Source organism: Bradyrhizobium mercantei (genome assembly GCF_001982635.1).
Taxonomy (GTDB): Bacteria; Pseudomonadota; Alphaproteobacteria; order Rhizobiales; family Xanthobacteraceae; genus Bradyrhizobium; species Bradyrhizobium mercantei.
The window spans coordinates 696628-722264 of sequence record NZ_MKFI01000002.1 but is presented as its reverse complement, the minus strand read 5'-3'; the positions used below and the strand labels follow the sequence as shown (position 1 = coordinate 722264).

Annotated in this window: 34 protein-coding genes; 19 read left to right on the top strand and 15 right to left on the bottom strand. The window is 64.0% G+C overall.

All coding sequences use genetic code 11. From position 1 onward, the window contains the following. Positions 1–42: 42 nt before the first annotated feature. Positions 43–1134 (bottom strand): hypothetical protein, encoded by a 1092-nt coding sequence (locus tag BI327_RS10890; RefSeq protein ID WP_076860241.1) that lies wholly within the window; start codon positions 1132–1134, stop codon positions 43–45. Between the two features lie 369 nt (positions 1135–1503). On the opposite strand from BI327_RS10890, the gene BI327_RS10885 reads away from it, so the two are divergent. The 3 genes from BI327_RS10885 (at position 1504) to BI327_RS10875 (ending at position 4254) form a co-directional block, all read left to right on the top strand. After that, positions 1504–2085, top strand: a complete 582-nt coding sequence (locus tag BI327_RS10885; RefSeq protein WP_083742027.1) for a septal ring lytic transglycosylase RlpA family protein — start codon at positions 1504–1506, stop codon at positions 2083–2085. A gap of 288 nt (positions 2086–2373) precedes the next feature. Next, entirely contained in the window at positions 2374–3942 is a 1569-nt protein-coding gene (locus BI327_RS10880) for a serine hydrolase domain-containing protein (protein ID WP_159450433.1), read from the top strand. Positions 3943–4047: 105 nt separating this feature from the next. Continuing rightward, complete coding sequence (locus BI327_RS10875) at positions 4048–4254, top strand: hypothetical protein (RefSeq protein ID WP_076860240.1); 207 nt, start codon at positions 4048–4050, stop codon at positions 4252–4254. 2 nt (positions 4255–4256) lie between these two features. Here BI327_RS10875 and BI327_RS10870 read toward each other — a convergent pair whose 3' ends face one another. Next, positions 4257–4985, bottom strand: a complete 729-nt coding sequence (locus tag BI327_RS10870) for a class I SAM-dependent methyltransferase (RefSeq protein ID WP_076860239.1) — start codon at positions 4983–4985, stop codon at positions 4257–4259. Between the two features lie 168 nt (positions 4986–5153). Here BI327_RS10870 and BI327_RS10865 point away from each other — a divergent pair, with 168 nt between their 5' ends. Both BI327_RS10865 and BI327_RS10860 read left to right on the top strand, forming a co-directional pair. Continuing rightward, complete coding sequence (locus BI327_RS10865) at positions 5154–5339, top strand: hypothetical protein (protein WP_083742063.1); 186 nt, start codon at positions 5154–5156, stop codon at positions 5337–5339. 152 nt (positions 5340–5491) lie between these two features. Continuing rightward, positions 5492–6013: a DUF1993 domain-containing protein gene (locus BI327_RS10860; RefSeq protein ID WP_076860238.1), complete on the top strand. Its 522-nt coding sequence runs from the start codon at positions 5492–5494 to the stop codon at positions 6011–6013. A gap of 112 nt (positions 6014–6125) precedes the next feature. Here the strand turns inward: BI327_RS10860 and BI327_RS10855 are convergent, their stop codons facing one another. From BI327_RS10855 to BI327_RS42655, 7 genes are all read right to left on the bottom strand, one after another. Further along, positions 6126–6362 carry a hypothetical protein gene (locus BI327_RS10855; protein WP_076860237.1) on the bottom strand — a complete coding sequence of 79 codons (237 nt, stop codon included), beginning with the start codon at positions 6360–6362 and terminating at the stop codon, positions 6126–6128. A gap of 323 nt (positions 6363–6685) precedes the next feature. After that, a complete protein-coding gene (locus tag BI327_RS42660) occupies positions 6686–6859 on the bottom strand; it encodes a hypothetical protein (RefSeq protein WP_167386860.1) in 174 nt (57 codons plus the stop codon). A 9-nt stretch (positions 6860–6868) separates the two neighbouring features. Continuing rightward, positions 6869–7099 (bottom strand): DUF6894 family protein, encoded by a 231-nt coding sequence (locus tag BI327_RS10850; RefSeq protein ID WP_076860739.1) that lies wholly within the window; start codon positions 7097–7099, stop codon positions 6869–6871. Positions 7100–7240: 141 nt separating this feature from the next. After that, complete coding sequence (locus BI327_RS10845) at positions 7241–7585, bottom strand: tRNA-binding protein (RefSeq protein WP_076860236.1); 345 nt, start codon at positions 7583–7585, stop codon at positions 7241–7243. Further along, positions 7585–8211, bottom strand: coding sequence for a LysE family translocator (locus BI327_RS10840; RefSeq protein ID WP_076860235.1), 627 nt, complete (start codon positions 8209–8211; stop codon positions 7585–7587). The genes BI327_RS10845 and BI327_RS10840 overlap by 1 nt, the downstream gene beginning before the upstream one ends. 17 nt (positions 8212–8228) lie before the next feature. After that, positions 8229–9086, bottom strand: a complete 858-nt coding sequence (gene pdxY, locus BI327_RS10835) for a pyridoxal kinase PdxY (protein ID WP_076860234.1) — start codon at positions 9084–9086, stop codon at positions 8229–8231. 10 nt (positions 9087–9096) lie between these two features. Continuing rightward, positions 9097–9270 carry a hypothetical protein gene (locus BI327_RS42655; RefSeq protein ID WP_016840760.1) on the bottom strand — a complete coding sequence of 58 codons (174 nt, stop codon included), beginning with the start codon at positions 9268–9270 and terminating at the stop codon, positions 9097–9099. Between the two features lie 487 nt (positions 9271–9757). Here BI327_RS42655 and BI327_RS10830 point away from each other — a divergent pair, with 487 nt between their 5' ends. Together BI327_RS10830 and BI327_RS10825 are read left to right on the top strand one after the other, a co-directional pair. Continuing rightward, positions 9758–10003 (top strand): hypothetical protein, encoded by a 246-nt coding sequence (locus tag BI327_RS10830; RefSeq protein ID WP_076860233.1) that lies wholly within the window; start codon positions 9758–9760, stop codon positions 10001–10003. 85 nt (positions 10004–10088) lie between these two features. Next, positions 10089–10763, top strand: a complete 675-nt coding sequence (locus BI327_RS10825; protein ID WP_076860232.1) for an FMN-binding negative transcriptional regulator — start codon at positions 10089–10091, stop codon at positions 10761–10763. A gap of 192 nt (positions 10764–10955) precedes the next feature. Here the strand turns inward: BI327_RS10825 and BI327_RS10820 are convergent, their stop codons facing one another. Next, positions 10956–11624 carry an alpha/beta fold hydrolase gene (locus tag BI327_RS10820; protein WP_347337665.1) on the bottom strand — a complete coding sequence of 223 codons (669 nt, stop codon included), beginning with the start codon at positions 11622–11624 and terminating at the stop codon, positions 10956–10958. A gap of 9 nt (positions 11625–11633) precedes the next feature. Beyond that, on the bottom strand, positions 11634–11756 hold the full coding sequence (locus BI327_RS43660; RefSeq protein WP_347337664.1) for a hypothetical protein: 123 nt from the start codon (positions 11754–11756) through the stop codon (positions 11634–11636). Between the two features lie 115 nt (positions 11757–11871). Between BI327_RS43660 and BI327_RS10815 the strand changes: the two genes are divergently transcribed. From BI327_RS10815 to panD, 6 genes are all read left to right on the top strand, one after another. Beyond that, complete coding sequence (locus tag BI327_RS10815) at positions 11872–12810, top strand: LysR family transcriptional regulator (protein ID WP_076860231.1); 939 nt, start codon at positions 11872–11874, stop codon at positions 12808–12810. A 463-nt stretch (positions 12811–13273) separates the two neighbouring features. Beyond that, entirely contained in the window at positions 13274–14023 is a 750-nt protein-coding gene (locus BI327_RS10810; RefSeq protein WP_076860230.1) for an ROK family protein, read from the top strand. Positions 14024–14166: 143 nt separating this feature from the next. Continuing rightward, entirely contained in the window at positions 14167–14427 is a 261-nt protein-coding gene (locus BI327_RS10805) for a PepSY domain-containing protein (protein ID WP_076860229.1), read from the top strand. Between the two features lie 185 nt (positions 14428–14612). Then, the gene (locus BI327_RS10800) at positions 14613–15896 is read left to right on the top strand and encodes a cystathionine gamma-synthase family protein (RefSeq protein WP_076860228.1); all 1284 of its coding nucleotides are present in this window, start codon (positions 14613–14615) and stop codon (positions 15894–15896) included. Between the two features lie 27 nt (positions 15897–15923). Continuing rightward, on the top strand, positions 15924–16220 hold the full coding sequence (locus BI327_RS10795) for a putative quinol monooxygenase (RefSeq protein ID WP_076860227.1): 297 nt from the start codon (positions 15924–15926) through the stop codon (positions 16218–16220). A 230-nt stretch (positions 16221–16450) separates the two neighbouring features. Next, entirely contained in the window at positions 16451–16846 is a 396-nt protein-coding gene (panD, locus tag BI327_RS10790) for an aspartate 1-decarboxylase (protein ID WP_076860738.1), read from the top strand. Between the two features lie 129 nt (positions 16847–16975). Here panD and BI327_RS10785 read toward each other — a convergent pair whose 3' ends face one another. Together BI327_RS10785 and BI327_RS10780 are read right to left on the bottom strand one after the other, a co-directional pair. Then, entirely contained in the window at positions 16976–17965 is a 990-nt protein-coding gene (locus tag BI327_RS10785; RefSeq protein ID WP_076860226.1) for an LLM class flavin-dependent oxidoreductase, read from the bottom strand. 507 nt (positions 17966–18472) lie between these two features. Continuing rightward, complete coding sequence (locus tag BI327_RS10780; protein ID WP_076860225.1) at positions 18473–19288, bottom strand: hypothetical protein; 816 nt, start codon at positions 19286–19288, stop codon at positions 18473–18475. 613 nt (positions 19289–19901) lie between these two features. Between BI327_RS10780 and BI327_RS10775 the strand changes: the two genes are divergently transcribed. Then, positions 19902–21026: a metallophosphoesterase gene (locus tag BI327_RS10775; RefSeq protein WP_076860737.1), complete on the top strand. Its 1125-nt coding sequence runs from the start codon at positions 19902–19904 to the stop codon at positions 21024–21026. A gap of 305 nt (positions 21027–21331) precedes the next feature. Next, positions 21332–21604: a DUF2312 domain-containing protein gene (locus BI327_RS10770; RefSeq protein ID WP_076860224.1), complete on the top strand. Its 273-nt coding sequence runs from the start codon at positions 21332–21334 to the stop codon at positions 21602–21604. Between the two features lie 203 nt (positions 21605–21807). Here BI327_RS10770 and BI327_RS10765 read toward each other — a convergent pair whose 3' ends face one another. Continuing rightward, positions 21808–22203 (bottom strand): hypothetical protein, encoded by a 396-nt coding sequence (locus BI327_RS10765; protein WP_076860223.1) that lies wholly within the window; start codon positions 22201–22203, stop codon positions 21808–21810. Positions 22204–22640: 437 nt separating this feature from the next. On the opposite strand from BI327_RS10765, the gene BI327_RS10755 reads away from it, so the two are divergent. From BI327_RS10755 to BI327_RS41580, 3 genes are all read left to right on the top strand, one after another. Then, complete coding sequence (locus BI327_RS10755) at positions 22641–23045, top strand: carboxymuconolactone decarboxylase family protein (RefSeq protein ID WP_076860221.1); 405 nt, start codon at positions 22641–22643, stop codon at positions 23043–23045. Between the two features lie 357 nt (positions 23046–23402). After that, a complete protein-coding gene (locus BI327_RS10750) occupies positions 23403–23705 on the top strand; it encodes a lysozyme inhibitor LprI family protein (protein WP_245334767.1) in 303 nt (100 codons plus the stop codon). Between the two features lie 41 nt (positions 23706–23746). Next, entirely contained in the window at positions 23747–23992 is a 246-nt protein-coding gene (locus tag BI327_RS41580; protein WP_143271579.1) for a hypothetical protein, read from the top strand. Positions 23993–24635: 643 nt separating this feature from the next. Here the strand turns inward: BI327_RS41580 and BI327_RS10745 are convergent. Next, a complete protein-coding gene (locus BI327_RS10745; protein WP_076860219.1) occupies positions 24636–25178 on the bottom strand; it encodes a hypothetical protein in 543 nt (180 codons plus the stop codon). 94 nt (positions 25179–25272) lie between these two features. Here BI327_RS10745 and BI327_RS41575 point away from each other — a divergent pair, with 94 nt between their 5' ends. Further along, positions 25273–25611: a DUF5681 domain-containing protein gene (locus BI327_RS41575; protein ID WP_143271578.1), complete on the top strand. Its 339-nt coding sequence runs from the start codon at positions 25273–25275 to the stop codon at positions 25609–25611. Positions 25612–25637: the final 26 nt, after the last annotated feature.

Here is a 25637-nt window from a genome sequence, read left to right as displayed (position 1 = left end):
GCGTCAGCGCGATCGGCCGCTTTTTTGTAGGCCGGCTCGCCCTCAGCGCAGCGGCATCGGCGGCCGAACCACAGGGCCGCCATCGTCTGCATCAACGACGCTGGATTGCTGCTGCGATTGCACCGGCCGTGGTGCCGCAGGCTGCGGCGCGGCAGCCACGGGGGCCGGCAGCGGCGCCGCCGATGCGGGCGGGGGCGGCGGGATATAGGCCTGCGCCGGCCGGCGTACCGGAGGCGGAGCAACGGCCGCATGCGGCGCCGCCTGAGGCGTGACCGCGGCGCGCGGGCGCGGCGCGGCCGGCCGTGGCTCGACGGCCCGGGTCTCGGTCGTCCTTGCGACCCGCTGCGTCAGCTGATCCTGGCTCGCCTTGAGCTGATCGATGCTGGTCTTGAGCTGCTCGATCTGCTGCCCCATCGACGCGAGATCACGTGCCATCGACTGCAGCAGCTGCGTTTGGTCAGGCGCGGCTGCGGCGACAGCCGGCGTCGTCGGAGCGGCGGGCGCGACCGGTGCCGCGGCGGCGACCGGAGCTGCAGCGGCCGCCGGCTGCGCGGCGGCGACGTCTTGCGGCGCAGCCGCCGGAGCGGCCTCGGCGGGCTGATCAGTGGCGGCGGCTTGCGCCACGGGCGGGCTTGCCTGGTCGGCTGCTGCGGGAGCGGCTTTGCCCGGCAGCAGCGATGTCAGGGCCTCGACCTGCGGCACGTACTCCGCCGCCAGCTGTTTGACGCGATGTCCGTAGTGCTGCCACGCCGCGGTGCCCATGGCGCCGGCGATCGCGAACAGGAACCAGAAGGCGCGGATCGCCCATTTGTTGGTGGGGCGCGGTGCGCGCTCCAGTCTGATGTCGTCCAGTCGTCCGTCGTGGCTTGGCGCGCTGTATTCCGGCGCGGGTGGCGGCACCGGCGTCACGGGCGTTGGCGCGACCGGCGGCACCGAAGCGGCGGCCGCCGCGTACGCGATCGATGGCGTGGACGAGGGGGCGAGGTTCGGCCCGAAATACGGCTCGCGCGGCCCCGGCGCTGCCTTGCCTGCGGGGGCTGGTGCAGCGGCGGTGTTGTCCGGGCGGGCCGGCGCGAAGCTAGGTTCGATCGCGAAAATATCGTGCGGATCAGCGTCTTTAAGTGTGGATTGCATGGCGGTCCCCGTTTCAGTCCAAGGTCAACCGCAAATGGCGGCCGGCGAATCCTCGCTCTGTTTCGACCCCTGGCCCGGGCCCCACGACTCCAGTCCGGTTTGACCAAAGCAAGGCAAGAGGGTGGAGAGGTTGGGGAGTTTCGGGAACCGGCGCTGGAGCCGGGGCGCCGGTGGAGGCGTGCTCGCCGCGCGAAGTCTCGCGCCGTGTCTCGATCGGGTTGTGTTGCGCATCCACCACAGCCGAGGGGAAATCGCAGCGCGCAAGCTGCATCTCGTCGCACTCTGCCTCCGTTCCGCCCCGATTGGATTCGGCTGATAGGCGGTGTTGGATTTTCGGCTTGGGCTGGGGGCGCGAGTTGGGGGTGCAACATGTCACGCGACGATGCAGTCATCTCGTACGTCGGCGTCAAACGCAGCGCGCGCGGCGCGGCGCCTCCGATCCTGTTTTCGCATGCACGAAAGCCACTGCAGCTGCTCGCCGTCGTGATCGGGGCGGCCTCGCTTGCGGCCTGCGCGCAGTCCTCGGTCGTCAACGAGCGATCGCAGGCGCTTGCCAGCCGATCGGTCTCGATCCAACCGACACGGGCTGCGTCGTCGGCACCACGCACACGCGTCGCAACGACGCGTTCGCACAGGCCTTATGCCTCGCGCAAATCCGGCGACACGAAGATCGCGTCGCAAGGGGTCGCCAGCTTCTACAGCGAGGCGCAGCCCACCGCGAGCGGTGAGAAATTCGACGGACGCGAGCTGACCGCGGCGCATCCGACCCTGCCGTTCGGCACCAGGCTGCGCGTCACCGATGTCAAGAGCGGCCGCTCGGTCACCGTGCGTGTCAATGACCGCGGACCCTACGTTCCCGGACGCATCGTGGATGTCTCCTATTCTGCCGCACAGTCGCTCGGCATGATCGGCAAGGGCGTCGCCAATGTCCGGCTCGACGTGGTCGAGTGAGCCGCGGCGCATCAGCCAGGGTCGGGATTTTTGCCAGCCGGATCGGGAAAATCTCCCGGCATTGTGCGCGCATTAATCCTGTTGTCCGAACCGCCCGTCCAAATAGAATTGGCGCCGCTACTTCCCGCGCACGCCATTTCCAGGCGCGTGGATTTCTACCCAATGAACCTTCCCCGCCTTGGAGTGTCCCGCCAAGGCGGGATTTTTCTTGTGGCGGCCATGCGTACCGGATGCGTTGACAGCGCGGGCCGGAACCATAACCTCCGTTCTGCGTTCGGAGGACGGCCCATGCCAAACAACAATCAAGAAACGGACGGCGTCGCATTGGGCCGCCCATCGCGGCGCGGGGCATTGCAACTGTTGCTGGGCGGCGGCGCCGTGCTGCTGGCGCCGGACGGACGCTTCGGCGCGGTGACGGCGGCGCAGGCCGAGACCGCCTTTGCCGACGGATTGTCGCGCGGCCGGCCGGAGGACCAGGGTATCGCGCCATCGGCGATTCTCGATTTCCTCGACGAGGTCGACCGCCAGGGTTACGAGCTGCACAGCTTCATGCTCTGGCGCAACGGCAAGGTGGTCGCGGAGGGCTGGTGGTCGCCGTATCGCGCCGACCGCAACCACATGATGCATTCGCTGACCAAAAGCGTCACCGTGTGCGCGGTCGGGCTCGCGATGGCCGACAAGCGCTTCGGCCTTCAGGACAAGGCGGTGTCGTTCTTCAAGGACAAACTGCCGCCTGTCGTCGACGACAAGCTTGCGGCGATGACGGTCGAGGATCTCCTCACCATGCGCACCGGCCATGCGTCGATGACCTCGGGTTCGGCGTGGCGGCCGATCAAGACCAGCTGGGTCGCCGAGTTCTTCAAGATTCCGGTCGTCTACCAGCCCGGCACCAAATGGGTCTACACCTCGGCCGCGACCTATCTGCTGTCCGCGATCGTTACCAAGACGACCGGCGAGACGGTCGCCGATTATCTCAAGCCGCGGCTTTTTGATCCTCTTGGAATCGCAGGCTATGAGTGGCCGGTCGGGCCGGAGGGCATCTCGCCCGGCGCCAACGGGCTGAGCTGGAAGACGGTCGATTGCCTCAAGCTCGGCATCCTGCATGCGCAGAACGGCATATGGAACGGCAAGCAGGTGTTGCCGGCCGATTGGGTGGCGGCGGTGCAGCAGCCGCACGTCAAGGACACCTATGGCTATCAATGGTGGATCGGGCCCGAGACGTTCTACGCCGACGGCCTGTTCGACCAGCTCAGCTTCGTGTTTCCCAGGCACAACGCCGTTCTCGCGATCACCGCCGGCATTCCGCAACGCAGCGGCTTCAACAAGCTGGTGTTCAAGCATTTCCCGGCGATGTTCGCAGGCACCGCGGCGAAGAACGATGCCGACGCCGACCGACTGAAAGCGCGCACCGCGGCCTTGCAGCTGTTGCCGCCATTGGTGGCGGCCTCGTCGCCGGTTGCGGCGCAGATTTCCGGCAAGACCTGGCAGATGCCCGAGAATGCCGACGCGATCAAATCGGTCAGTCTCAGCTTCGCCGACAACACCTGCACCTTCACGCTCGAGGACGGCAGGGGCACGCACCGCGTTGAGGTCGGCCTCGATGCGCCGCGCGAGGGCACCACGACGATGACCGGCAACAAGCTGCATCACGAATACCAGCCTGACGTGATACGCGTGGTCGCCGGTGGCACCTGGCGCGACCTGCGCACCTTCGTGATGACGTGGACGTTCGTGGAATCGGCGTTCCGCGACACCGTGACCTGCACCTTCGAGGGACCGCAGATGCGATTCGCGCGCAGCGTCAATGTCAACTCGCAGGCGCTGGACATGCCGACCTTGATGGGCAAGTTGGTATAGACGCGACCGCAAATTGCGCTCCGCCTTATCTGGCGCCGGCGGTTCCACCAAATTGTCACACTCCCAGCGAATTGCGGCCCAAAGCCGCTGCCAACACACCGCCGGATGGATGACGTCGGCGAGGGACAAGCGTTGGCCTACAAGATGATCGCAGAACGCGAGAACGAAACGGTCAGGATCGAGCGGGAGAGCACCTTCATCATCATCGCCAAGGCCAGGGTCTGGGCGAGCGAGGGGTGGCACGTGGTGATCACCGACAAGGACGGAAAATCATACCCGCCCGAGGAGTTCGACAAGCTGCTCGCGGCCTGACGTTACCGTTGCGCCGACACCAGCATCATCATCGGCCGTTCCAGCTCGTCGGCCAGTTCAGGCGCAGCCTTGATCTGCTCGCGCGTCGGGGAGAATTCCTCGACATGGCGCAGGGTGAAGCCGGCGCCGATCAATGCGTTGAGCGTGGTGCCGATGGTGCGGTGATATTTCAGCACGCCCTTGACGTACCAATCCGTCCTGCGTTCGCCCTCGATGAAGTAGCGGTTGACCGGCCAGGTCTTGCGGCCGTCCTGGTCCTGTCCCCAGTCCGGATGGGCGGCCGCCATGTAGATCGGGTGCTCGATGGTGAAGACCAGATACCCGTCCGGGACCAGCGTGCGGTACAGCATGCGCGCCAGGCGATCGAAGTCCCTGATGTAGTGGAAGGTGAGGGCGCTGTAGGCGAGATCGAAGGTGGCTTTCGGCAGCTCCAGCGTTTCGAGGTCGGCGATCTCGTAGGTGATGGCCGGATCCTGCGTCATGGCGCCGGCGCGGGCGATCATGTTCTGCGAGAGGTCGACACCGAGCACGCCGGAGGCGCCTTGCTCGCGCATCCAGCGCGCCACCCAGCCGAAGCCGCAGCCGAGATCGACCACGCGCTTGCCCGCGATCTCGGGCAGCATGGCACGAATCGCGGGCCATTCGGGCGCACCGAGCAGTCCGCGGACCTGCCGCGGCAACTGGCTGTAGCCGGCGAAGAAGCCGGGATCGTCATAGATGTTCTGCGCCATGGTGCGGCAACCCGGGACGGAGCGGAATTCGCCTCTCTGTAACTGCCGCCGCGACGCATGGGAACCGTCGATTGCGGGAACCAGACGCGGCGCTGCGCGGTTTCTATGTCAGCGCCGCGGGGATGCGCACACGCCTCCCTGCGGCAGTCGACAGCCGAGGAGAGCGCCATGATAGCCGAGATGCAGATCCACACCATCGCCCGGCAGATGTTGCTGAAGCACGGTCCAGAGGCGATTGCCCAGGCGGCGCAGAATGCAGTGGCCTGCGAGAGCAAGGGCGAGACCGAAGACGCCCGCGACTGGCGCCACATCGAGGACGCCTTGAAGATGATGCGCGGGCCGCATCAGAGCTGATTACGTCAATCACTATGTCTGATCGAATGAGTCCGGTGCCGCCCGCCGGATCGTTCGAGTTGTGCCCCCCAAGCGTCGCTTGCGTTCGCCGGAAATTCCGGGAACTCTGCTTAGGCAAGCAGCAAGACAAATTCTATCTGGGGGAATTCGCCATGACCTTTTCACTCTACGACGCGACCGTTGCAAACTATCTGCAGATCCTCGGCGCCGCCTCGGGCTTTCTCGACAAGGGCCTCGCGCACTTCAAGGCGAACGGCATCGATCCGGCCGAGATCGTCGAGACCCGGCTGTTTCCGGATATGCTGCCGCTGCGCTTTCAGGTGGTCTCGCTCGCGCATCATTCCCGTGGCGCGATGGAGGCCGCGAAGAACGGCGTGTTCGTTCCGCCGTCCGGCAAGCCCGATCTCGACTACGCCGCGCTGCAGGCGCTGGTGAAGGACGCGCAGAGCGAATTGTCAGCCCTGACGCCGGATGCGGTCAATGCACTGATCGGGCGCGAGGTGACGTTCAAGGTCGCCGACCGGTCGATGCCGTTCACGGCGGAAGGCTTCCTGATGTCGTTCTCGCTGCCGAACTTCTTCTTCCATTCGACCACCGCCTACGACATCCTCCGCCACAAGGGCGCGCCGCTTGGCAAGCGCGACTTCATCGGCCGCTTGAATCTGAAGAAGTGATCCGGGCCGCGCGCAGACTTGTCTTGCAGATGCGACAACACCGGTTGCCGCGCAGCAAGATCAGGACCGCGCGCCGACGGGCACGATCAGCTGAACCCGAAGCCTGCGGACGCTAGCCCGCCCTGCGCCACTGCGGCACGGGATCGAGCGGCGTACGGTAGAGTTCGCGCCGGTCGATGTCGGTGACGCGCACCGCGCAACCGCGCGCTTTCAACTCCGGCTTGACCTGCGACAGCTCGTTGGCGAGCTGGTCGGCACGGTCGGAAGCGACGTTGATATTTTCGAGGATGATCGTTCCTTGATTGCGGAACTCGTCCCCCACCACGAGATCGAAGGTGTAGTACGGCATCCCGAAGTCTCCGTTTCGGTTTGCATCACAGGGTAACACTGAGTCGAGCGTTCCCTAAGATGCATCGCGCACAATCGTCGAGCGATCCGCGCAAAAACGATGTGCAACGCGTCAAGCACGATGAACGATCAAGCACGCGCGGCACGGCGAAGGAGTCCTGTGACCCAGCTCACCGCCATGCCGTTAAGATTTGATTAAAACAGTCGGCGCAAGCTTGAGCCCAATTGGAATTGCAGCGGAACCGGACTCCGGGAACCGGCAGCTGCAGGAGAAGGCCGGTGGCGTAACGCCCGCCGGCCTTTTCTCGTCGCGGAGCCCTCGAACTAGTCGCGCAATGCGGCCTGCCGCCGGGCGCGGCACTTCGGGCCGGGCCCGCGCATGTAATACAGTTCGGGGCGATAGGGGTTGATGACGCCGTCGATCAGCGCGACGCAGCGCTCAACGAGGTGGGCGAGGCGGCGGCGCAGGGGTCGCAGGGCGAGTTCCATCGAGTTCATGGCGCGCCCTCAGTGCAATTCGCCGAGGACGGCGGTGAACGGCAGCTCGAAAATCTCGGTCCCGATATCGTCGGTGACGTGGACCGCCCAATTGCGCCAGTCTTCGATGCTCGGTGTCATGACAAAGCTGCGCGCCAGCTGCTCCGCATGCAGGCGCGCCTCCGCAAGGTCCATTGCGAAGCCGGTGCGATCCAGGATGACGTGCTTGTCGTCGGAGCAGTGAAAGAAAACTGCAGACATCTTCCGATTCCCATGCCGAAGCGATTCTCGTGCGCTGGAATAGCAGCGCGCGAAGGCACGGAGAATCCGGATCATCCCCCATCGGTAAACTACGGGGATTCCAGACGATTTGAATCACGCGGCCGTGATCGGTGGGCGGCGTCAGAAGATCGGCTCGCCGATCGCAACCTCGCTGCGCGGGCCGAGCACGATCACCTCGCCGCCGGCGCCCCTGGCGCCGAGGATCAAGAGTTCCGAGGTGAAACCGGCGATATTCTTCGGACCCAGATTGCAGATGCACACGACCAGCGAGCCGACCAGCGCCGCCGGCTCATAATTCGTGAGCTGTGCGCTCGACCACATGATCCGCTCGGCGCCGACATCGACGCCGACCTTGTAGGAGGGGTTGCGGGCGCGGGGAAACGGCTGCACCTCGACCACCTTGCCGATCCTGATGTCGAGGCGGGCGAAGTCGTCATAGGTGGCTTGCGGCTTGAGCGGAGACATCAGCGCTCCTGAAATGCGAGGCGGACGCCGAGCGCGATATAGATCGTGCCGACCACGCGGCCCTGCCATTGCCCGATGCGGCGGTGCCGCCTGATCCACGGGCTGATCTGGCCGGCGGCAAGCGCGAGCAGCGAGGTGTAGGCCGCGCTCATCACGACGAAGATCAGGCCGAGGGTCGCAAACTGCGCGACGGCCGAGCCGTGGCCGGGATGGACGAACTGCGGCAGGAAAGCGAGGAAGAACAGCGCGGTCTTCGGATTGAGCATTTCCGCCCAGATCGCCTGCCGGAACGCGCGCCGCGGATCAACCGGCTGCGCCGCCGGCAGATGTAGATCGTCATTCTTCTCGAACAGGGCGCGGACACCGAGCACGATCAGGTAGATCACGCCGGCGTATTTGACGATCGAGAATGCCAGCGCCGAGGTCATCAGCACGGCTGACAGGCCGAACGTCGCCATCGCGGTGTGGACGAGGTCGCCGAGCGCGATGCCGAACCCGGTCGCGACGCCGACGCGCGGCCCGCCGGTGACCGAACGCGCCAGCACCAGCAGCACGGCCGGCCCGGGGATCAGGAACAGGCCGAGCACGACGGCAGCATAGGTGAGGAGGGTGGTGATCTCGATCATGCAAGATGTCCGGGATGTCAGGATGCAGGGATAGCGACCGCCGCGAAGCGCGGCTTCGGATCAAGCATCACGTCGGCGCTTTCGACAATCCGCATTTCTTCGGTTCCCCGCTGCGCCGTGCGTGCCAGCACGCCGTGGATGCCCGACGCGGCGTGGCTGAGCGCGTCCGGCGTCGCAAGGCCGCGCACGCGTGCCGCAACGAACAGCGCCGCGAACAGGTCGCCGGTGCCGGACGGGCTGATCGGCACCCGCGGCGTACGCACGCGCCAGGCGGCGGTGCGCTCGATCGCCAGCGTCTCGATCTCATCGGCAGGTGTGCCCGCGAGCTCGGCGCTGGTGATCACGATGGTCGCCGGTCCCTTCGTCATCAGCGTGCGCGCCTGCGCGACGACGTCATCGATCGTCGTCACGCGGGCGCCGCAGAGGAATTCGAACTCGAAATGGTTCGGCGTGATGATGTCGGCCAGCGGACAAAGCTGGTCGCGCACCTGCGGCGGAATGTCCGAGCGCACGAACATGCCGCGGTCGCGGTCGCCGAGCACGGGATCGCAGCAATAGAGCAGGGCCGGGTTCGCCGCTTTGGCCCGGGCGACGAAATCGGCGAGGTCCATCGCGATGTCGGCCGAACCGAGATAGCCCGACAGGATCATCCGCGCGCCCTCGACCGCGCCGCGCTCCTCGATGCCGCGCAGGAGATCGGCGACGAGTTGCACGTCGAGCACCCGGCCGCGGATGGTCGGATAGCCCGGCCGGTTGCTCAGCAGCGTGGTCGGCACGGCGACGACGTCGATGCCGTGGAGCTGGATCGGAAAGGTTGCGGCGCTGTTGCCGACATGGCCCCAGGCGACCTGTGACTGGATCGAGATGACCGTCATGTTGGCTGCATCACCCGAACAGCGCGGCGTAGATCACGTAGAGCCAGCCCAGGATACCGTGGATGATCGCCCACAGGATCGAATGGTTCTTGGTGTAGGAGATCGCGATCGCCAGCGCCGAGCCGAACCCCACGCCGTATTTCGCGCCCTCGACGCGGACGCCATAATATCGATTGCCGTTCATGGTGATCCTTCCAGCGGGAGGGCGTGAGATGGGTGCCAGCGTAACCCGCCCGTTGCCGCCAGTTCAACGGCGGACATGGCCGTTGCGCGGCCTCGTCGGGATGACCTTGATGTTCCGAGCCCGCGATCTCCCGACTTGTCGTCCCTGCGAAAGCAGGTACCCATACTCCGCGGCCGGTGTCGTGGGAGAGACTCGTCGTTCGAGCATCGAGCAACAATCAGCATTCGTGGTTATGGGTCCCGGCCTTCGCCGGGACGACACTGATCTCCGGCTGAACTGATGGGTATCGCCGCGCCCCACCCATCCCGATGGCACCGCCCGCTCACGCTCCGATCAACCGAACGTGTCGAACTGAACCGCAGGACCCGAAAATTAGCTGGGTCGCAGCGGAATAATCTGATGGCGCCGCTCGTCATGGATGCAGCGAAAACGCTTCAACGGGCCGGCGAGATGCTGCCATCCTGTTGAATTCAACAGGAGAAGTTCGATGACTGGGATCAAGCACGTCGCGGCGGGCCTGATTGCGCTCGCCATGCTGACGACGTCGGCCATGGCGCACGAGGCCCCGGCGGCCGGCCTGTACGCACTCGCAAAGGGCCATGCCGCTGCCGCCGGCCACTGGAGCGGTGGGCCTCCGCGCATGGCGGCGCCGCGCTTCGGGGAGTCGGAGGCGCTGCCCCAGGAGCAGCCCGGCGGCGTCTGCGACCACGGCGACAATCCCATGATCTGCTGAGCCGGACGGTGCATGGCGGTGATCTCCGGCGAAACTTGCGCTAGCCTCGCTGGGTCGTCTCCCTCCAGCCGCGAGCGCCGCCGCCATGCACATCCTCCGTCCCCAGTTTCGCATCGAGCAAGACCGCGCGCTGGCCTTCGCCGCGGCGCGCGGTTTCGGCGCCATCGTCGCCGCCGATGCGCAGGGCCCGCGGGCGTCGCATGTGCCGTTCGTGATTGCGCGGCGCGACGATCGGGTGATCGTGCAGATCCACCTCACCGCGAAGAATCCGCTGGTCGAGCTCGCCGACGGCGTCAGGCGCTTCCTGCTGATCGTCTCCGGCGACGACGCCTATATCTCGAACGACTGGTATGTCTCGCGCGACAATGTCTCGACCTGGCTCTATGAGGCGGTGCATCTGTCCGGCGTCGCGCATCTGCGCGAACACGGCGAGAACCGCGGCCACGGCGACGCGCTGCTCGCAGTCTCCGAGGCGCGGCTGCCCAAGCAGCCCTGGGACCTCACGCAGATGGAGCCCGCCAAGCGCGAACAGATGCTGTCGGCGATCAGGGTGATTGATATTGTCGTCGACGTGATCGAAGGGCAGTCGAAGCTCAACCAGCACAAGAGCGACGCCGACTATGTCGCACTCGTCGACCGTCTGGCGCATGCGAAGGAGACGGCAAGCCGCAGGCTCGCCGGAAAGATGCGCGCGCTGCGGCCTGAGCTTGAATATGAGGGTGATCGCGTAGGGCGGGTTAGCCAACGGGTCCGCCCATAGGGCGGCCCGATGACAGGCTCCGCGTAACCCGCCATCTTTCCCGCTCGGAAGGTGGATTACGCCTTCGGCTAACCCACCCTACAAAATCGATCGGAGTCGAAGCCGCAAACGTGTTGTTAAGATTCGCCCCGCGCTGATTTGCTCGATTCCGATTCGTTCTTTGCGAACAAAATGGAGTCGGATGGGGAACGATTACGGTGCGGACTCCAGGAAGCCCAGAACCTCGCTGTTGAATCGCTCCGCCTGCTCGACATTGAGGATGTGGACGCCGGGCAGCAGAATGAGCCTCGCATTGGCGATCGTTGCCGCGGTCGCTTCGCTGTGACTGGGGCGCGTGACAGCGTCGCTCTCGCCGCCGATCACCAGGGTCGGCGCCGCGATCAGCGAGATGGTCCGGCGAAGGTCGGCATCGCGCAGTGCGGCGAAACATCCGGCAAGGCCGCGCGGCGGAGTGGTGAGCACCATGTTGCGGAATTGGTCGACGACCTCGTTCGGCCCGGTCAGCATCGTCGCGGGAAACCAGTTGCGCATGAAGCCGTCTGCGATTCCATTCATGTCCGGGGCTGCCAGCACCGCGCGGATCTGGTCGTCGAAATGCAGCTCTGACGCAAGATAGGACGCGGTGTTCGAGAGGATCAGGCGATCGATGCGTTCAGGCGCGAAGATGCCGAGCCATTGCGCGATGAATCCGCCGAGCGACAAACCAAGGAAATGCGCCCGATCGATGTTGAGGACGTCGAGCAACTCGACCACATCGCGGCCGAGCCGATCCATCGAATAGGCGCCCACCGGCGCGTCCGACCCGCCGTGGCCGCGGGTGTCGTAGCGGAGCAGGCGAAAGGAGCGGCCGAGCGCCGGCACCGAGCGATCCTACATCTGCAGGTTCGTGGCGATCGAGTTCGACAGCACCAGCACCGGCCGGTCGGCGGGGCCGTCGATCCGGTACGCAATCCGGCAGCCGTCCCCGGTCGTGAAATGTCGATTTCCGCTCATCTCGCTGGTCCCTTGTTCTGCTGGAAGCCGATGGCTTCGCGTTGAGGCAGGCTAGGGCTCGCGTGCAACGAGATAAATTACTAAGATCAACAAATCTCTGTAGGATTTATGGACAATGGATCGGATCAAGCTCCACGATTTGCGCTGCTTCGACACCGTCGCGACCAAGGGAAGCTTTCAGGCCGCCGGCACGGCGCTGAACCGGTCGCACCCATCGGTGTTCGCGGCGGTCGCCCGGCTCGAGCAGCAGCTCGGTCTCACGCTGTTCGATCGCAGCGGATACCGCGTCGGGCTGACCGAGGCGGGGCGGACGTTTCACGCGCGTGCGCGGGTGACGCTGCGCGAACTCGATCTGCTGCAAGACTATGCGGACCAGCTTGCCAGCGGCGAAGAAGTCGTCTTGCGTGTCGTCATCGGCGATCTGTGCCCGCGGCCGCCTGTCCTGCAAATGCTCTCGGGGTTCTTCGCCAAATATCCCAATACGCGGCTGCATCTGGAATATGAAGCTGTCGGGGGACCGCTCGAGCGCCTGATCGACGGGGAGACTGATCTGGTGTTTCATCGCGCCGACCCGTCGGATCCGCGCCTCGAACAGATCAAGCTCGCGACCACGGCCATGGTGCCGGTTGTTGCGCCGGGGTTTCTGCCGTTCGCATGGACGAAGCGGATCACGCCGGAGCAGATGCGGCCCTTCACGCAATGCGTGATCCGCGACACGGCGCGGCGGACGTCGCCGGAGAACTTCTTCCTGATCGACGGTGCTCATCAGTGTACCGTGCCGGACCAGGCGATGAAAAAGGAGCTGATCCTGCATCGTCTCGCCTGGGGCCATCTGCCGGCATGGCTGATCGAGGATGAACTCAGGAATGGCCGGCTGATCAGCATCGCGGGACCGAATCTTCCGGGCCGCGAGGAAGTTTTGGCGGCGATCCGGCATCGCCAGCATGCGCACGGACCGGTCGCGGACGCGCTGTGGCATCACCTGGAGGGCTGGCGGTTCACCCGGCGTGCGGCGCACGGGAGCAAACGGGGCCGCACGAAGCGCGCGCGGTGAACCGGCGCACCGCAACTGCCGCGCTCAGGTCGCGGAGGGATGGCGGATTACGCTTGCGCTCATTCGCCCTACAAAGTGTCGTAGCATCGGAGTCGTGCGAACGTGTTGTTAAGAATCGCCTCGCGCCGATTTTCTCGATTCCGATTCGTTCTTCGCGAACGAAATGGAGTCGAACGGGGAACGCGCACGTCGCGCCGCCTGCCGCTCGATCCGAGAAGCAATTGCGCGCAACGTGTCTGATCAGTTCGGCGATAGTGCGCGTCGCGCGCGATAATCCCATCATGGTACAGCATTGGTGGCGCGGATGCGGCTGATGCATACGTCTTGTTAAGGCTTGGACTGCGCCGATTTTTTCGATTCCGATTCGTTCCGCGCGAACAAATTGGAGTCAGACCCAGAACGCGGCTGTGGCGCGCAATGCGTTTCTCTGCTCCACTCGGAGCACACAAGAGAGAGCGGATCGATGGCCAAGAAGGCAGCCAAGAGAACGGCCAAGAGAACGGTAAAGACGACAGCCAGCAAGACCACAGGGCCCGCGTCGCGTCGCACGGTGCTGACGATCGACATCGGCGGCACGCATGTGAAGGTCATGACCGACAGGGAGCGCACCAAGCGCGAGTTCGAGTCAGGTCCAACTCTGTCCGCCACCGAGATGGTGCGTCAGGTCAAGGCGTTGACCAGGGACTGGTCCTATGACGTGATCTCGGTCGGCTATCCCGGGCCCGTGGTTCACAACCGTCCGCTGACCGAGCCGCACAATCTCGGCCGCGGCTGGGCCGGCTTCGATTTTCACGGCGCGTTCGGCCGGCCAACCAAGGTCGTCAACGATGCGTTGATGCAGGCGATCGGCAGCTATCAGGGCGGCCGGATGCTGTTCCTCGGCCTCGGCACCGGGCTTGGCTCTGCGATGATCGTCGAAGGCGTTTACGAGCCGATGGAGCTTGGTCATTTGCCGTACCGCAAGGGCGAGACGTTCGAGGACTATGTCGGCGCCGCGGGCCTCGAGCGGCGCGGCCGGAAGAAATGGCGCAAGAGCGTCGACGACGTCATCGCGCGGTTGTCGGCCGCGCTGGAGCCCGATTACATCGTGCTCGGCGGCGGCAATGCCGACAAGGTCGACAATCCGCCGCCCAAGGTGAGGTTCGGCGACAACGCCAACGCATTCGAGGGCGGATTCCGGATGTGGAAGAAGGCCGCGCGCAAGGCGAAGTAGCGCGCGTTGACGAAACTGGAACTGCCACCAAATTGCCGCAACTGCCGAAGTTGCGCGCTGCTCCGCGATCCCTGCTTTCGGAACTGATCGGGTGCGCCGCTCGTTTTATGCGGCATAACATCCCGTTCCACGAGGAGTGAACCATGCGAAACTTCATTATTCCCGCGATCGCGGCGCTTGCGATCGGGGTCGCGACGCCGGCGATGGCCTATGATTCCGGGAGCCAGATCTCGATGGAAGCCGCGCTCGACGTCGCGACCAGTATCGGTGTCGTGACGGTGTCCAACACCCAGTTCCTCGGCGACGAGTGGGAGGTCGAGGGCCGCGACCGGCTCGGCCGCTGGATGCAGGTCGATGTCGACGCGCGAACCGGCGAGGTGCGCAATGTGGATCGCGGCTGGTAGCCGCGTCTTCACCGCCGCGTGAGATTTCCGGACGGCCGGCGGCGCAGGGCGCGCACGCCGGCCGTCCGTTATCCAGAACTGCCTGATGCCGTGCTTTGGCGGAATGGCATAAAGCTGGGGTATGCTCGGTCCATCATTCCGGGAATCGCCGCCGGCGCGGCGGTCTCGCGAACAGGAGACCGGCCATGACAAAACCGTTTCCGTCCAAAACCCACATAGGCAACCATCTGCTGCATCCGGAAACCCAGATGCTGAACTACGGCTACGATCCGCAACTGTCGGAGGGCGCCGTCAAGCCGCCGGTATTTCTGACCTCGACCTTCGTGTTCCGCACCGCCGAGGACGGCAAGGACTTCTTCGATTTCGTCGCGGGCCGCCGCGAGCCTCCAGAAGGCATGGGGGCAGGGCTGGTCTATTCGCGCTTCAATCATCCGAATAGCGAGATCGTCGAGGACCGGCTTGCGATCTATGAGCGAACCGAAAGCTGCGCGCTGTTTTCCTCGGGCATGTCGGCGATCTCGACCACGGTGTTCGCCTTCGCGCGGCCCGGTGACGTGATCCTGCATTCGCAGCCGCTCTACGGCGGCACCGAGACGCTGTTCACCAAAACGCTAGCGGCGTTCTCGATTGGCGCCGTGGGCTTTGCCGACGGCCTCGACGAACGCGTCGTCCGTGCCGCGGCCGAGGAGGCAATGAAGAAGGGGCGGGTGGCGATGATCTTCATCGAGACGCCGGCCAATCCGACCAACGGCCTGGTCGATATCGCGCTGACGCGGCGCGTCGCCGACATGATCGGCAAGGCGCAGGGCTTTACCCCGATCATCGCCTGCGACAACACGCTGCTTGGGCCGGTGTTTCAGCGCCCGATCGAACATGGCGCCGATCTGTCGCTGTACTCGCTGACCAAATATGTCGGCGGCCATTCCGATCTGATCGCGGGCGCGGCGCTCGGCTCGAAGAGGCTGATGAAGGACGTCAAGGCGCTGCGCGGCGCGATCGGGACGCAGCTCGATCCGCATTCCTGCTGGATGATCAGCCGTTCACTGGAGACGCTGAGCTTGCGCATGGAAAAGGCCGACCGCAACGCGCGGATCGTCGCCGACTATCTGCGCGACCATCCCAAGGTGGCGACGGTGCATTATCTCGGCCATCACGACGCGGCGTCGCCTGCGGGGCGGGTGTTCGCGAGCCAGAGCTCCGGCGCCGGCTCGACCTTCTCCTTCGACATCGTCGGTGGGCAAGAGGCTGCGGAGAAATTCCTCAACAGCTTGCAGATCTTCAAGCTCGCAGTCAGCCTGGGCGGCACCGAGTCGCTCGCGAGCCTGCCGGCCACGATGACGCATTCCGGTGTGCCCGCCGACATCAGGAAGAAGATCGGCGTGCTCGATACCACGATCCGGCTCTCGATCGGGATCGAGCATCCGTCCGATCTGGTCGCCGACATCGCGCAGGCATTGAGCAGGGTGTGAGCAAATGCGCAGGGCAGGAGAGCAGGCATGTTGACGATCACGGCGGTCATCCGCGCGAAGAAGGGGCACGAGGCGACGATGCGTCAGGCATTGCTCGATGTCGTCGAGCATGTCCGGACCAGCGAGCCGACCACCGTCGGTTATCACGTGTCGCAGGACATCTCGGATCCCTGCGTGTTCGCGACCTATGAGCGCTATGTCGACAAGGCCGCGATGGACCGGCACAACAATTCGCCGGCCGTGGCGCGGTTCTTCGAGGTGGCAAAGCCGATCATCGACGGCGAGGTGGTGCTGGTCTCGGCGAACGAGATCGCGAGCAAGTAGGCGGACGAGGGGGGCTATAAATAATAACCTGCTCCGAAAGGCCTTCGCTGCAGGCCGTTCATTCCCGGATCGATCCTGATCGGAGCGATTCCGGGCCGCCGCCACCGCTGATTCCAGCACAAATCCACCGCGGCAATGCGAGGCGCGCGGCCGGAAGGCGTTGACGCCGGGGCGGCCCGCCGTTATGGGCGGCGCGGAAAATTCCGACGCAACGACACGGGATGGCCTTGATGCAAGTGACTTTGATGAAGGGCAAGATTCATCGCGCGCATGTCACGGAAGCTGACTTGCATTATGAGGGATCGATCTCGATCGACCGCAATCTGATCGAAGCCGCCGGCTTCCTCATCAACGAACGCGTCGACATCTACAACATCGATACCGGTGCGCGGTTCTCGACCTATGTGATCGAGGCGCCGGCGGGATCGGGCACCATCGGCCTCAACGGCGCGGCCGCGCGGCTCGCGATGGCCGGCGACAAGGTCATCATCGTCGCCTATGCGGGCTTCGACGCCGATGAAGCGCGCAAGTTTCAGCCGCGCGTCGTGCTGGTCGACGACAACAACCGGCCTATCGCGAAGGCTGGCGCTGGATCGGCGAAGGTCCTGGCGACGGCGGAAGCGTAAGCTCTCGATCGCCCCTGACATTGCGCATGGCAACGCCTTGTTAGGAAGTTGTACGAGCCGATTTGCCCGATTCCGATTCGTTCCTTGCGAACAAAATGGAGTCGGAGCGGGAACGAAGCTGCGACAAGGTCAGGCCGTAATCCCGCCGGCCTGGGCGATCAGCTCGAAGGAGCGCAGCCGTTTCTGGTGATCGTAGACGTCGGACACGATCATCAGCTCGTCGGCGCCGGTCTCGGCAACCAGCGCATCGATCCCGGCGCGCACCGTCTCGGACGAGCCGATGATCGTGCGCTCCAGCATCCGCATCGCCTGGAGCTTTTCCTGCGGCGACCAGTAGGTCTCGATGTCGTCGATCGGCGGCTGGCTCAGGCCGCGCGCGCCGCGGAAGATGTTGGTGAACGACATCTGCTGCGTGGTCGCAAGCCGCCGCGCTTCCGCATCGGTGTCGGCGGCGATGATGTTGACGCCGACCATGGTGTAAGGCTGCGCGAGCTGCTCCGACGGCTTGAAGCGCGCGCGATAGATCTGCAGCGCCTGAAGCAACAGCTCGGGGGCGAAGTGGGAGGCGAAGGCGTAGGGCAGGCCGAGCTCGCCGGCCAGCATCGCGCCGAAATTGCTCGAACCGAGAATCCACAGCGGCACGTCGGTGCCCGCCGCCGGCACCGCCTGGATGCGCTGGTTGGGACCGGCCGCCGCGAGGAAGGCCTGCACCTCGAGCACATCCTGCGGAAAGTTCTCGGCGGATTCAGGCGTGCGGCGCAACGCGCGCAACGTGAGCTGATCGGTGCCCGGCGCGCGGCCGAGGCCGAGGTCGATCCGGTCCGGAAACAGCCGCGCCAGCGTGCCGAACTGCTCGGCGATCACGTAAGGCGCGTGGTTCGGCAGCATGATGCCGCCGGCGCCGACGCGGATGGTGCTGGTGCCCGCCGCGATATGCCCGATCACGACCGACGTCGCGGCGCTCGCAATCCCCGCCATGTTGTGGTGCTCCGCCACCCAGATGCGGCGATAGCCCAGCGCCTCGGCATGGCGGGCGACATCGCGCGCATTGTAGAGCGCGCCGCGCGCGTCGGTTTCCTCGGTGACGCGGACGAGATCGAGAATGGAGAGGGCGGCCACGGCGGCTCCGGAACGTTAGGGACGGGAGCCGGTGGTATTTGGCTGTGTCCAGGTGGGTGCGAAACGGCGCGGGGGCCGGTTCATGCAGATGCATATGGATACTGTCCGCGTGGGGGTCAATCCGCCGAACTCGATACCGTAGGATGGGTAGAGCGAAGCGAAACCCATCGCCTGCTCACCAAGGTCACGAATGATGGGTATCGCTTCGCTCCACCCATCCTACGGGGCTACGCGTCCCAAAATATCGAAAACAACCCCATGCAAAGCAGCAGGCGGCCGCCGGCATCCAAAAAAAGCGACTTGACCCGTCGGGCAACTCAGCGATACATTTCCATTATTCCGAAATTGTGCGGATCGCGTAGGAGGCTTGGCGAGCAAGCGATGGCTCTCTTCGAGTCATGTTGGACAAGTCGCTCTACATGCTGTCACCGTCACCCTGAGGAGCCGCGTAGCGGCGTCTCGAAGGGTCGACGGCCCGGCTGGCGGCCGTGCATCCTTCGAGGCTCGCTACGCTCGCACCTCAGGATGACGGGATTGGCCTGAGGCTCGTAGCGAAGCGTGACCCGCCGTTCTCCGGCCACCGCCGGAGAACCGCCGCGTCACGCCCCAGACCACCGCGGCGGTGGCGGCCGTTGCGATCAGATGCTTCAAGGTGTGGCCGCTGACGAAGCCGAGCGTGTTGGCGATCTGATGGTCGAGCACCTCGGTGATCTTGGCCACGACGTACAGCCCCATCGCCGCGGCGAAGGCGATGCGCTCGGTGCGCGGCGCGCGATAGATCGCCTGCCAGAGCGGGATCAGGATCAGCGGCAGGACCTGCAGCAACAGATACGGCCGCAGGTCGCCCGCGCCGTGTCGGTCGGTGTACACCCACCACGCGACGCTCGCTGCGGCGAAAAGCCCGAGCCCGATCGCTTCGATGTTCGTCTTCGATCCGCCTTGCGTGTCGCCGCGGACGCCGACCAGCAGGCCCGCGCCGGCAAGCGCGATCGGCAGCATGTCCCAGGTCAGCCGGTCATTGCCGGGGGCGAGGTGAAAGAAGGCGGAGCCGAACGCGGTCAGGAACAGGCCGATCAGGAACAGGCGATAGCCGGGCCATCCGGCGCGGAGCGGATCGCTGTGGCGGTGGGGCCAGAGCGCCAGCCAGCCCCAGATCGCGACCAGCGCGAAGCCTGCGTTGGACAGCACGTCGCCGGCGTGGGGGATGCCCAGGAGAGCCGAGTGGTCGGCGAAATCATTGTAGTGGGGCGGCTGCGCGATGCGTCCATGCACCGCGAATGCCGCAATGATGCCGATCATGATGATCGCCGGGGTGACTTTCATCCACGGCTTCCGGGGCCGGTCAGACCCGGTCAATCCGTCCATCCGGAAGGTCGTTTGCATGGTCGGCTCCAATGAAAATGAACAATGTTCAATTATAAATCAGGAAAATGAGCGATGTTCAAGTTCTATTTCTGGCGAAGCAGCAGCAAGGGGGAAGGTGACCTCCAGCGAGGCTTCAAAACGGGGCCGTCGACCCTTCGAGAGATGCGGCAAGGGCGCGCTCCTCCGGCGACAACGGCGAAGCCGTTGCGCGGGGGTGGCGGGGAGGGAGTGCACCGCTCTATCCGCGTCATTGCGAGCGAAGCGAAGCAATCCATCGCGCGGCATGCGCGGAAGCGTGGATTGCTTCGTCGCTATCGCTCCTCGCAGTGACCGCGCTGAAAGCTTCACAGCTCGTCAGGGTGACCGTAATAGGGCAGCGGCGCTGCGTGGCGGACGGCTATGGCGGCGCCGGCCGTGCTCCAGGGCAAAACCACCAGCGCGGAGGACGTTTCAGCGAAGCCCAACTTGCCGAAAATGTGCTGATGCTGGCGGCTTACGCCTGCGGCCGATCCACCCTACCTTTTGCCGAGCGCCGACCGCGCAACCCACCGATCCGATCCGGAGCGAACCCATTCCCCAACTCATCTTCGGCCTGACCAGTCTCCTGATCCTGGCCCGCTTCATCTGGCCGCTCGACTGGCCGCTGCCGGCAAAGATCGCCGCCGCGCTGCTCGTGCTGGTCGCCTTGCAGTTTCACCGCTGGAACAGGCTGTCGTCGGGATCGGAATTCTCGCCGGAGTTTCCGCGCCCGGTGGTCGCGCTGTTCAACTGGGCGTTCGGCGCGATCATGCTGCTGGCGCTGCTGCAACTGGTGCTCGATGCCGGGCTGATCGTCACTGCTGTGATCCACGGCGGCATCGTCGGCGCGCCTGACGGCGTCCGCTACGCAATTGCCGGCGTCGCGGCCATCGTCGCCGCGATCGGCGTCCATCAGGCGATGCGGATTCCGCCGCTGAACGATGTCGAGGTCGCGATCCCTGGACTGCCGCGCGCGTTCGACGGCTACACCATTCTGCACCTGACCGATCTGCACATCAGCCGGTTGTTTCCCGCGCCCTGGGCGCGCGAGCTTGTCGCGCGGTCGAACAAGCTCGGTGTGGATCTGATCGCGATCACGGGCGATCTGATCGACGGCACCATTGATGCGCGGCGCAACGACATCGCGGCGTTGCGTGACTTGATGGCCGCCGACGGCGTCTACGTGATCTCGGGCAATCACGAATATATCTTCGGCTACGACGCCTGGATGGCGCACTACGAAGCGTTGGGCCTGCGCTCGCTCGAGAACCGGCACATCGTGCTCGAACGCGGCGGCGGCCGGCTGGTGATCGCGGGGATCACCGACCGCGCCTCGCGCCACCGGGGGCATTCGATCCGCGACCTTGCCGCGGTTCTCGACGGCGCCCCCGAGGGCGCGCCCGTCATCCTGCTCGATCACCAGCCGGCCGACGCGCGCAACGCAGCTCGGCTCGGCGTCGCCCTGCAACTCTCCGGCCACACCCATGGCGGATTGATCGTGGGCATCGACCGCCTGGCCGCGCGCGCCAATGCCGGCTTCGTCTCGGGCCGCTATGACGTCGACGGGATGACGCTCTACGTCAACAACGGCACCGCGCTGTGGCCGGGTTTTGCCTTGCGGCTCGGCCGCCCGTCCGAATTGACACAGATCACGTTGCGTGTGGCTGAAGACGGCTGAGTGATTTGTTTCGTATGGGGTGGCGCGATCGCATCGTTGTCGCGTTCGCGCGTGAACTCGAACGCGTGCGATGCGCGTCGTTCCTGTCTGCCTCTCGGCCAGGGCGGCAGCGGTAGCCCGCATGAGCAAAGCGATATGCGGGGGTCGGTCGTGCGTCCGGCGATGCCGGTCCCGGATATCGCTTCGCTCATCCGGGCTACAAGGCTCACCCCATCCTACAATACCGACGCCGCGGCGACCGCACGGTTAAGACATTGGTCACCTCTTTGCTCTCATTTTCACGACCTCATTGAGCAGGAGGCACCATGTCCGACATCACCATTCCCGGCGGAAAAATTCGTTCCTTCGTCGAGCGGATCGAGAACCTTGACACCGAAATCGGGGAATTGAGCGAGCAGAAGAAGGAAGTGTTCTCGGAGGCGAAGGGCGAAGGTTTCGACGTGAAGATCCTCAAGGAGATCATCAAGCTGCGCAAGCAGGACCAGGACGAGCGCGACGAGCGTGAGAGCCTGCTCGATCTCTACATGCGCGCGATGGAGACCGCGCCGGCAGAGGAAAAGACCGCGAAAGCGGCGTGAGAATTGCGAGTAGGGCGGGTTAGCGACTTGTCCGCCGCAGTTCATTGAGCGACGGAGGAAGCGCAACCCGCCGCGACTATTGCCAGCGAAACGGCGGATCATGCCGGAGCAAGTAGCCCGCATGAGCGAAGCGATATGCGGGACCGGCCTTGCAACATGCGCATCTGCCCCGGATGTCGCTTCGCTCATCCGGGCTACGCTCGCTAATTGGATTGTGAAGACGACCTGAGCTCAACTTGTCCATGCGGGGACTTGACGAATTGTCGCCTAAGGGCGTTTGCCTCCGCCAGGTCTGTCCAGTCAGGGTCGCTGAAGATGAGCTTTCTGTCGTATAACGGCTCTTTCAACATCGTCCGATGAACGACTTGGCTGTTGATGAGAAGTTCGACCATTTTACCGACATTGTTCTGGCTCCATTGAAGAAGCGGTTCATACGAAGCCTGCGGGAAGATGACGTACACGACCGGCTTCCCTGTTTGCTTGTCATATGTTGCCATCACGGTGCTGACCACGACCGTGAGTTCATCCGCCATACACGATGAAATCCACAAGAGGCCGGCCAGCGCAATCAGAAGGGATCGGCACTTGAGCAACTTCATTTGCCCGGCTCCAAGCTGCACCAAATGGTACTCTACATCATTGTAGCGCGTAGGGCGGGCTAGCGACGTGCCCGCCGTAGCCAGTAGCCAGTAGCCCGCATGAGCGAAGCGATATGCGGGACTGGCCTTGCAACATGCGCGTCTGCCCCCGGATGTCGCTTCGCTCATCCGGGCTACGCTTCCTTGCTTTGAAGGCTGCAACATCCGCCTTCGGAAGGTGAGCGACCTGGGCCAGGCTGGCCGCCATGGTCGGATTTTGACCCAACGCGGACATGCTCTGGATTGCTGCTGTGCAAACGCAGCCCTGAACTCCATTTCGCCGGTCGGATTTTCCTGCGGTATAATCAGCGTCGTTGCAAGCCGCTGCTGTGGTTCTGAGCCACAGGCATGCGGCGACTTTCATTGCTCGCGCAAATTGTACTTAAGGGAGATCAGTCATGAGAACCTTATTGGCGAGTGCCGGTTTAGCGCTGTTGTTGGCCCTGGCAACGGAACCAGGCGTCAACGCTCAGGAGGCTCCTGAATATCTGAAGCAGACCGTTCCCGAGCAGGCACTGAAGGCGCATTGGGACGAACAACTGGCTGTGATGAATCCCAAGGGAGCATTGGACGGGAAAACCAAGCAACTCATTGCCCTCGGTGTGGCAGCACAGATTCCGTGTGTCTATTGCGTCTACGGTCACACCAAGCTGGCAAAAGCCGCCGGTGCGACCGATGCGCAAATCAAGGAGGCCATTGCAACCGCTGCGCTGGTCCGTTTCAACAGCACGATGCTGCAAGGCTCGGGTTACGACCTCCAGAAACTCCAACAGGAAGTCGATCGACTGGCCGCACCGAAATAGCCTTGGCAAGTGGTAGGTAGCCCGCATGAGCGAAGCGAGATGCGGGACTGGCCTTGCAACATGCGCGTCTGCCCCCGGATGTCGCGGAGCCTGTCATCGGGCGCGCGTTTGTGCGGCCCGTTGGCTCATCCGGGCTACGCTTGCTATGTTTACTGAGCAGGCCCCCGCCAGATGGCCGGTGCATCAATTCCTTGATCTCATTTCGGACGCTTTTGTGCGGCGATGGTTGGCGAAAGATGCAGCCAGGGTGATTTGGACGTGGTGATGCTTTCGCGGAGGCCTGTCATTGTTGCGGCCATGCTCGTGCTCGGGACGTTATCGGTCCGCGCGCAGCAAAGCGCCGACTATGATGCATGCATGGACAGGGCGGAAGGCGTGTCGACCAAGATGCTCGATTGCGGCAAGACCGAAATCGGCAAGTGGGACACGCGGCTCAACACCGCCTATCAAGCCCTTCTCGCCAACTCGATGGGCGAGGCGCACGCGCAATTGCTGACCGAGCAGCGCGCCTGGCTGAAGCATCATCTCAGCGAAACCCATCGCCTCGCCGCGGACCCCAACAACGGCTCCGTCGCGTTCCTCGACTCCCAGGCGTTCGAATTGAAGGACATCGCCGACCGTACGCTGCTTCTCGAAAAGCGCGCCCATGCCTCGCGGTAGACGGTAGCGTCTTGATCGTCAGCGAGTAGCAAGTAGCCCGCATGAGCGAAGCGATATGCGGGACTAGCCTTGCAACCTGCGTGTTGGCCCCGGATGTCGCTTCGCTCATCCGGGCTACGCTTGCTTTTGCAATTAATTGCACTCGCGACCATCAATACATACATCAGGGCGATGATGGTCTGCACCAGCAGGTGATGTGCAACCAGCGCGTCACCATCGTGACCACAATCGCCAGCACCATGGTCAGCACGATCACCAGCATGGTCACCAAGGCCACCATCGCATGACCATCATGGTGACCATCCGGCCGCCATGCGTTCACCAAGGCCCTGAAAGCTGCTGGCAACACCCGTACAGGGGTTGAATCGGGCAAAAACCCGTCATACAAAACGTATGTACGAATAAACTGACGACTCAATAAGTCAGGTAGACCACCGGGAGTGGCGGCGTGCCCCATCTTAACCAGATGGTAATCGATCCCAACGAGGCTTTGGCGAGCCCGTCATTGAATCCCAAACTCAGTTTCTGCCGGCCATACCTTTTCCCTGGTCGGGGCTCGGATTTCCGGGGCAACCCGGAAATAGGGAGGGGCCGCCCGTAGGCGGCCCCGAGTGGTAGGACTAACGTCTCCTGAGCCGGCTTCAACGGCTCGGGAGACTCCTACAGTGCGAGCACACCTGCTCCCACCTTCCGAACCGGAACCGCACGTAGGCGATCACGCGGACGGGCATGTGCAACGGACAAGACCACATGGGTCCCTCCTTTCCACCGACGACGGTATGGTTCCGCCCGCCCTTTGGGGCCTGAATCAGCGCCCAAACCTTTGACGAAAAGGACGGGGCCAGCCGAATCGATGGTCGCACAAAGCCAAATTACCAAAAAGCAAGGGTCACCCAAAGGTGAGTCGTTGCTGCCGTATCAGTTATCCTCCTATCTGTGCACGATCAGGCGCATGCTGTGGGCCTTCTCGGTGAGGGCGATGTTGTGACCTTCGCGAACGATAACGCCGCTGTTCTTCAGCGCGGTCAGGATGGGCGAGATGCTGCTCATCGGCACGTCCTTGCCTTTGATGCGCTGCAGGTAGTCCTGGATCTCGTTGGCCGTCCACCATGTGTCGGAGCAGTTGCGGAAGAGCAGTAGGGTGAGCTGTTCGAGCGTTTCGTTGCCGGCCATCACGTCCTGCACCAGCTTGACCAGGCCGGCGCCGCCGTCGTCCTCGTCCTCATCGACGCATTCGTCTTCCTGCTCATCCTCCTCCTCGGCCTGGGCGAAGGTGCGCTCGGCCTCGACGACATCGACGTCGGTGAACTCGCTGGGGGCGAGGCGAGCCGCGATGCGATAGGAGCCTGCGCTGAGCAGGGCGCTCATGTCCGCCGTGGCGGTCCCGATCTGTGCGGGCGTCAACGTCAAGGGGAGGGAAGGCCTGCCCGGTGCGCCCGATAGGCGCATCAGCACCTTCTCGGCGGTATACATCTCGTGGTCTTCCTCGCACAGCGAAGTGACCAGAGACCAAATTTCCCGCCGCCGGTTCCGAACACTATTGAGGTCAGGTGTTGCCATTCCTCATGTGTACACCAAAGCCAAGGTTTTGCAAAACCCAAGCCTTTGTTTCCAAACAATTTTTAAGAACAAAATAAGAACACGTATCTTTGGTGGTTTTATGGTACCGCTGTTCGAGTTACTATCAGGGGTGAACAGCGGCAAGACCTCCACTGATCGTCGCCCAGATGGGATGCCGGTGGGCAGGCCGTTTGAAAAGGGCGAATCAGGCAACCCAGCAGGCAGGCCTAAGGGCAGCATAGATATCATGCACCGGGTGCATGCGCCTACTGGAGGAGGACAAGGATCATGCTTCGACCTGATCGGAGCGAGTAGCCCGCATGAGCGAAGCGACATGCGGGATTGATCTTGCGAGTTACGTGTCGGTTCCGG